Origin of the sequence: uncultured Gimesia sp. (assembly GCF_937919775.1) — a bacterium.
Taxonomy (GTDB): Bacteria; Planctomycetota; Planctomycetia; order Planctomycetales; family Planctomycetaceae; genus Gimesia.
Genome location: NZ_CALFPF010000367.1, coordinates 1 through 6,618, shown reverse-complemented (window position 1 = coordinate 6,618; position 6,618 = coordinate 1). Strand labels below are relative to the sequence as shown.

3 protein-coding genes are annotated in these 6,618 nt (G+C 49.7%); all 3 read right to left on the bottom strand.

Annotation, left to right across the window (positions count from 1 at the left end; all coding sequences use genetic code 11):
- On the bottom strand, positions 1–2,027 hold a 2,027-nt coding region (locus Q0294_RS10130; RefSeq protein ID WP_299464291.1), incomplete at its 3' end, for a bifunctional diguanylate cyclase/phosphodiesterase.
- Positions 2,028–2,339: 312 nt separating this feature from the next.
- Positions 2,340–5,426 (bottom strand): CusA/CzcA family heavy metal efflux RND transporter, encoded by a 3,087-nt coding sequence (locus tag Q0294_RS10125; RefSeq protein WP_299464288.1) that lies wholly within the window; start codon positions 5,424–5,426, stop codon positions 2,340–2,342.
- A 54-nt stretch (positions 5,427–5,480) separates the two neighbouring features.
- Positions 5,481–6,618, bottom strand: a 1,138-nt coding sequence (locus tag Q0294_RS10120) for an efflux RND transporter periplasmic adaptor subunit (protein WP_299464285.1), incomplete at its 5' end; no start/stop codon positions are given.

The following is a 6,618-nucleotide window of genomic DNA, read 5'->3' as shown; positions in this document are numbered from 1 at the left end:
CCTTCTCTCAAGACCCATTCACCGATCTCGATAATCTGTTGTGAATCTTCCGCAATGGGTATGAACTCTGCAGGACTGATGAGCCCTTCAGTGGGATGATACCACCGCAACAAGGCTTCCACGCTGCAAACAGCACCGCTTTCGAGTGATACGATCGGCTGATAGTGGAGTACCAGTTGATTCTGTTCAATCGCTTTTCTGAGATCATTTTCGAGCATCATTTCCCGCATTACGCGTTTTCGCATCGAGTCATCGAAAATGACATAACGACTTTTTCCGTTACGTTTCGCTTCATACATGGCCGTATCGGCGTCACGGATCACATCCTCAGCCCGTTTATAATGTTTATTGCCAATCACAATCCCCATGCTGGCTGTGGAGTACACTTCATGATTCTTCAGATTGTAAGGGCGGGCTAAATCAGCCAGCAGTCGATCTGCTACAGACACTACCTCGCGGGGATTTCTGATCCCATCCAGAAGAATAATAAATTCGTCGCCTCCCAATCTGCCTGCAGTATGCCCCGTAACCTGTCGACTCACAGAATCGGTACAACGCAGCTGATTACGCAACCGTGTGGCAATTTCGACGAGCAGCATGTCGCCTACGTCGTGTCCGAGACTGTCATTGACCATTTTGAAACGGTCAAAGTCGAGGAAGATGACAGCATAATTTGATTTGGAAGATCGATCAGATTTCTGTACAAACTGATTCAAACGGTCATGGAACAACGCCCGATTGGGCAGCCCCGTCAGCTTGTCCAGCAGCGAGGCTCGTTCAAATACTTCCTTGCTTTTTCGTAATTCGATCTCGGCCTTTTTGCGTTCCGTCACATCAAAAACCACACCATCCACCATCAGGCCGTTGTTGGTATCAGCAGAAACCTGTCCCTGCTCCCAGACAAACCTGACTTGTCCGTCGGCTCGCACAATACGATACCCGATCTGGAAAGACTGTGGTGTTGCTGCTGCAACCCGAATTGTCGCGTTGACCTTGGAAACGTCATCCGGATGAATAATGCTGGCAAAAGACCGCACTTCATTGTGCATGAGTTCTTCTGCGGGATACCCGACGAGGTCTTCGATGGTCACACTGATGAACTCCAATGTCCGAAGTTCATCCACATGAGAACGGAACGTGACTCCGGGAATATTATTGACCAGCGTTCGAAACTGTTGCTCGCTTTTTTCGAGTTCTTTTTTCTGCGAATCGATTTTTGCCAGTGCCAGCTCGACTTCGTATTTGGCCTGCAAGGCCTGATCGCGGGCCAGCCTTTCCTGTTCTTCGCTCTGTTTTAATTCATTATTATAAATCTGGAGCTGCTCGTTGGCGCTTGTCAGTTTCTGATTGTATTTCCGAAAAAGCAGCAGAAGAATCACTCCCGGAGCGATGGTCAGAAAGAGTACAACGATGACACTGACTCCCCCGCGCCAAACCAGTTCCCCGCCACTTTTCGCGGCGTGTTTTGCGCTATCGACGGCCAGTCTGGACGAAAGCACCGTTAAGTTCCGCATACCATCCTTGAACGGTGTCATGGCCAGATTGGCTTGCACGGGACTGTCGATTTGCCCGCTTTCTATTTTTTCGATGACAGACATAAAATTGATTCGGTATTGTTTTACAGAATCACGCAGCAACCTCTGTAAACGCGTTTCTTCTTTTTCTTCAATTTGATTGTTGAGAAAATCGGTATCAATCGAAAGCTTGTTCCAGGCTGTGCGCCACTTCGTGAGATACGAGGCATACATCTCCGGCTGATTCAGATTCAGAAAAACATCCTTTTCATAACGTCGGCATTGAAGAACATCCACCGCAACTTTCCCAGCCAGCGACTGACGCACTACATCCCCGTCAATCACGTGTCGAGTGAGCGTCACCTGCTTGAGTTCATAAATCAGAACAAAGACACCAAACGCCATCACGACCGCGATCCCCATTAATGGGATCAAAGGCCATTTGAACTGGACGGCACCTTGCGCATTTGCGCTCTGTAATGTGATCTTCTGGGATATGGGAGATAGTTTCATGCTTCTCGCTTTAAACCTAAAGGGATACAAAGAACTCATGAAACGTAGGTCATTTTTTATATCGAAACGTATTTTAGGGGTCATTCACTCTACCCAGGCATCCAAATGCAGCCATACCCCTCCCTTAAACATGAACATTTCCGCAATCAAAATGTGTTGAGAAGATCACTGCTTTATGTGACTGTGTGAGTGTCTCGATTCCTTTCATAAAATGAGTACACCCCTCTGGCAATCCAGCGTTCTCAACAAAATGCGATCAAATGGACAGCCGTTATATGCAGCGAAAAAAGCAGGAAAGCACTCTGCGAAGCGTTATTCTTCCGATTCCAGATCTCTTAAACGGGGCGCAAACCAGGGATAAATGGCGGGAACCACTAATGATGTCAAGAGCGTGGATGTAATCAAACCACCGATCACAACACTGGCCAGAGGCCGTTGCATCTCGGCTCCGTCACTTTGCGAAAGCGCCATCGGTAGAAACCCGAGGCTGGCGACCATCGCGGTCATGAGCACGGGACGTAACCGCGCCATCGCTGCCTGAAAGGTGGCCTCTTGAACGGGAACCCGTTCTTTAATTCTCAGATTCTCGGCTGCACTGACCCATACCAGACCGTTAAGTACGGCCACTCCAAATAATGCGATAAAGCCGACACCAGCAGAAATACTGAAAGGCATGTCGCGTAATGCCAGTGCAAAGATCCCCCCGGAAGCCGCCATCGGAACTGCCAGAAAGATCAGCAATGCCAGTCGCACTGACCGAAATGTGGTGTGCAGCAAAAGAAAAATCAACAACAGCACAATAGGCGTAATAATCACCAGCCGTTTACTGGCTGATTGCAGGTTTTCAAAATCCCCGCCCCAGCGAATTTCATAACCTTCCGGCAGGCTGATTTGATCGTGAACTGCTTTCTGCGCATCGGCCACAAAGCTGGCCACATCACGTCCTCTGACATTCGCCTGAATAAAGGTCCGCCGCCGATTCGATTCATGCTCGACCGAGGGAGGCGTCTCTTCAAAAGAAATATCTGCCAGTTCCCGTAACGGAACCGGAACCCCCAACGAATTGGAAACAGGAATTTGTTCCAGCAAACTGATTTTCTCACGCCAGATCTGGGGAACCCGAACAATGATCGGGAAACGGGCACGCCCTTCAAAAATCAGTCCCACCTGATGTCCCCCCAGGGAAGAGACCACATCCATCACATCTTTCGAGTCCATCCCATATCGTGCCAATGCATCCCATTTCGGTTCAATCCGAATTGTGGGCAGGCTGGCCTGAATATCGGCCTTCACATCGACGGCTCCCGGTACTTTTTTGAGAACCCGCTCGATTTCCTTGCCTTTGGAACTGAGAATCGATAAATCATCGCCATACAGCAAAACGGCGACATCCGCTTTGACACCTGCCACAAGTTCATCGACGCGCATTTCAATCGGTTGAGTGAATCCAAAAGCCACACCGGGCACACTTTGATTCAAATCGGCAGACATTTCCTCAATCAGTTCATCGCGCGTTTTTTGTTGCGGCCATTCTTTCTGAGGCTGCAGAATCACCCAGACATCGGTCTGATGGACGCCCATCACATCATTGGCAATCTCGGGCCGCCCGGTTTTACAGAACACGGTTTTCACTTCGGGATACTTGATCAGCACTTTTTCAATCTGCGTTGACATTTCGATCGAACCTTCAATGGTTGCGCTCGGCAGTCGAACCGCTTCCACCAGTAAATCCCCCTCTTCCAGTCGGGGCATAAACTCGGCTCCCAGATTCCTGCCCACCGGAAGGCTGATGATAAACGCCAATAACGCGATACACACCGTCATCTTTGGATTACGGACCGTCCACGAAACCAGCGGCCGATAAATCAATTTGATAAAACGAATCAGCCAGATTTCCTTTTCCGACATTTTCTTTGGTAATGAAAGGGAGGCGAGTGCCGGCATTAACGTGAGCGAGAGTACCAGCGAACCTGCCAAAGCAAATAAAACGGTCAATGCCATCGGGCGGAACAGTTTTCCTTCCGTTCCCTGCAATGCCAGGATCGGCAGATAAACGACGGCAATGATCAATTCGCCGAACATGGTCGGTTTGCGGACTTCAATCGCGGCATCGCGGATGACCGTGAGATGCGATTTGCCTTCTTTATTCTTTGAAAGACGGTGAATACAGTTTTCGACCATAATCACCGAGCTGTCCACGATCAACCCGAAATCGATCGCGCCCAGACTCATCAGACTGGCGGTAATCCCCGTTGCCGCCATTAAATTCGTGGCAAACAGCATGGATAAGGGAATTGCCAGCGCCACAATCAAGCCAGCACGAAAGCTGCCCAGCATGAACAGCAGCACGACAATCACCAGGATGCCCCCTTCGACCAGATTCGTGAGCACGGTTCTCAATGTACGACTGATTAAAGAGGAACGGTCGTAGGTAATTTCCAGAGTGATTCCATCGGGCAGTGTTTTTTCGATCTGTGTTAACCGCTCTTTTGCTGCTGCTACGACTTCTCTCGAGTTCTCGCCGATCAACATCATCACGAGCCCCGTGACCGCTTCGCCTCTTCCATCGCGGGTCACTGCCCCTTGTCTCGTCATCGGAGCGATTTCGACCTTGGCAACATCGCGTACCAGAATGGGCGTGCTGTCGGGGTCATGGCGTATCACAATGTTCTCGATATCCGACTGGTTTTTCAAAAGTGCCTGACCACGAATGAAGCGTTGTTCCTGATTGTGAACGACGTAACCTCCCCCCGCGATCGAATTGTTATCCTGAATCCGCCGGAAGAGATCTGCCAGAGAAATCCCGTAGCTGTTAAGACGATCCGGATTCGGCTGGACTTCGAATGTTTTGTAAAACCCACCATGTGTGTTGATTTCCGTCACGCCTTGCACTTCGCGCATTTTGGGCGCAATTTCCCATTCGAGCATCGTGCGCAGCTGCATCGGCGTATAATCTTTTCCGCGCACTTCAAACTGCAGAATCTCCCCCAGTGCGGTTGCCAGCGGCCCCATTTGGGGAGTACCATAACCGGGAGGAATGTCAGCTGATGCGCTCGTGATACGTTCCGTCACAAGCTGCCGCGCCCAGTAAAGATCAGTCCCCTCTTCAAAAACAATCGTCACTACCGAAATCCCGAATTTGGAAACGCTGCGTACTTCTTCGACCTTGGGAAGCCCGCCCATCGCCGTTTCTACCGGATAGGTGACATATCGTTCCACTTCCACCGGTGAAAGAAAACCGGCATCAGTCACAACCTGAACCTGCACATTCGTCATATCCGGGACTGCATCAATGGGTAAATGAATGGCAGAATAGACTCCTCCTGCCGCCATTAATAATGTCACAACCAGAACGATAAACCGGTTCGCCAGTGAAAATTCAATTAAATGAGATAACATCAGCACAACTCCATCAGAGAACAGAAAAGCAAACTGAAAATGAACTCGGGGAAACTAGTCTTCTCGTTCCAGCAGCAGTTCAGATTTCAATGTAAATGCTCCCTCTTCCACGACCTGTTCTCCTCCCGCGAGGCCTTTGGTAACTTCAACCCAATCTTCTGTTTTAAACCCCGATTGAATGTCGACGCGGCGAAATAACCGATCAGTGTCTTTGACAAATACGAATTCCTGCGCCGCATCATCAAGCACCGCTCCCGCAGGAACGGCAATCACATTCGATTTTTCTTTACCGGGAATCATGACTTGTACAAACATGCCCGGTCGCAAGATCCCTCCCGGATTTTTGATTTCGGCAATCAACGGAACCGAGTTGGTTGTGGGAGATACTTTGCGCCCCAGGTAATACAGGCGGGCTGAAAATGTCTGTTCGGGAAAGGCAATGACTTTTACAGTCAGTTCCTGGCCGCTGTTCAGCGAGATGGCGCTCCAATCAGATTCCCGGATGTCAGCTGCGACCCAGAGCGAGTCGGTTTGTGCCAGGATAAATAACGAATCGGAACGATTGACTCTTTCAGACTGACTGAAAGTTCGATCTTCAATGGTCCCCTCAAAGGGAGCGATGATCTCCAGACGCGATAACTTCGCAGCTGATTTCAAATCATCACTGTCCATATCAACGGCTGATCCGAGCAGGGACTCCAGATGTTGCCGACTGATCGTCCTGCGATTATCGGCATCGTTGAGTGCAGCCAACATCTGATCGCGTTCCTGGCGAACATCGTGGATCGATTGTTCGCACAATGCGTTCAACGCAGCTCTGGTTTCCTGCACATCCGCTTCACGCGTCTGTTGTGTCTGCTGAGAAATCGCCCCTGATTTTGCCAACGGTGCCGATTTCTGATTGATCACTAAAGCCAGTAAATAGCGGGAATAAGCGGGTAATAACTGTGAGCGGTAATTCCCCAGCTTTGAGTCAGAAAACTCTTTTTCGACGGACTCCATCGTCCGCTGACTCAACAGGGTGTCGACCAGTTTCTGAACGTTGTTCTGAATCAACTCTTTCCAGTCATATTGTTTGCGGACTAATTGATATTCGGATGTTCGTTGCAATAGATCCGCGCGAGCGGTTCCAATCTCAGGACAGTTCAATACCGCCAGAACCTGTCCTTTTTTGACAGAATCGCCGGGCTTG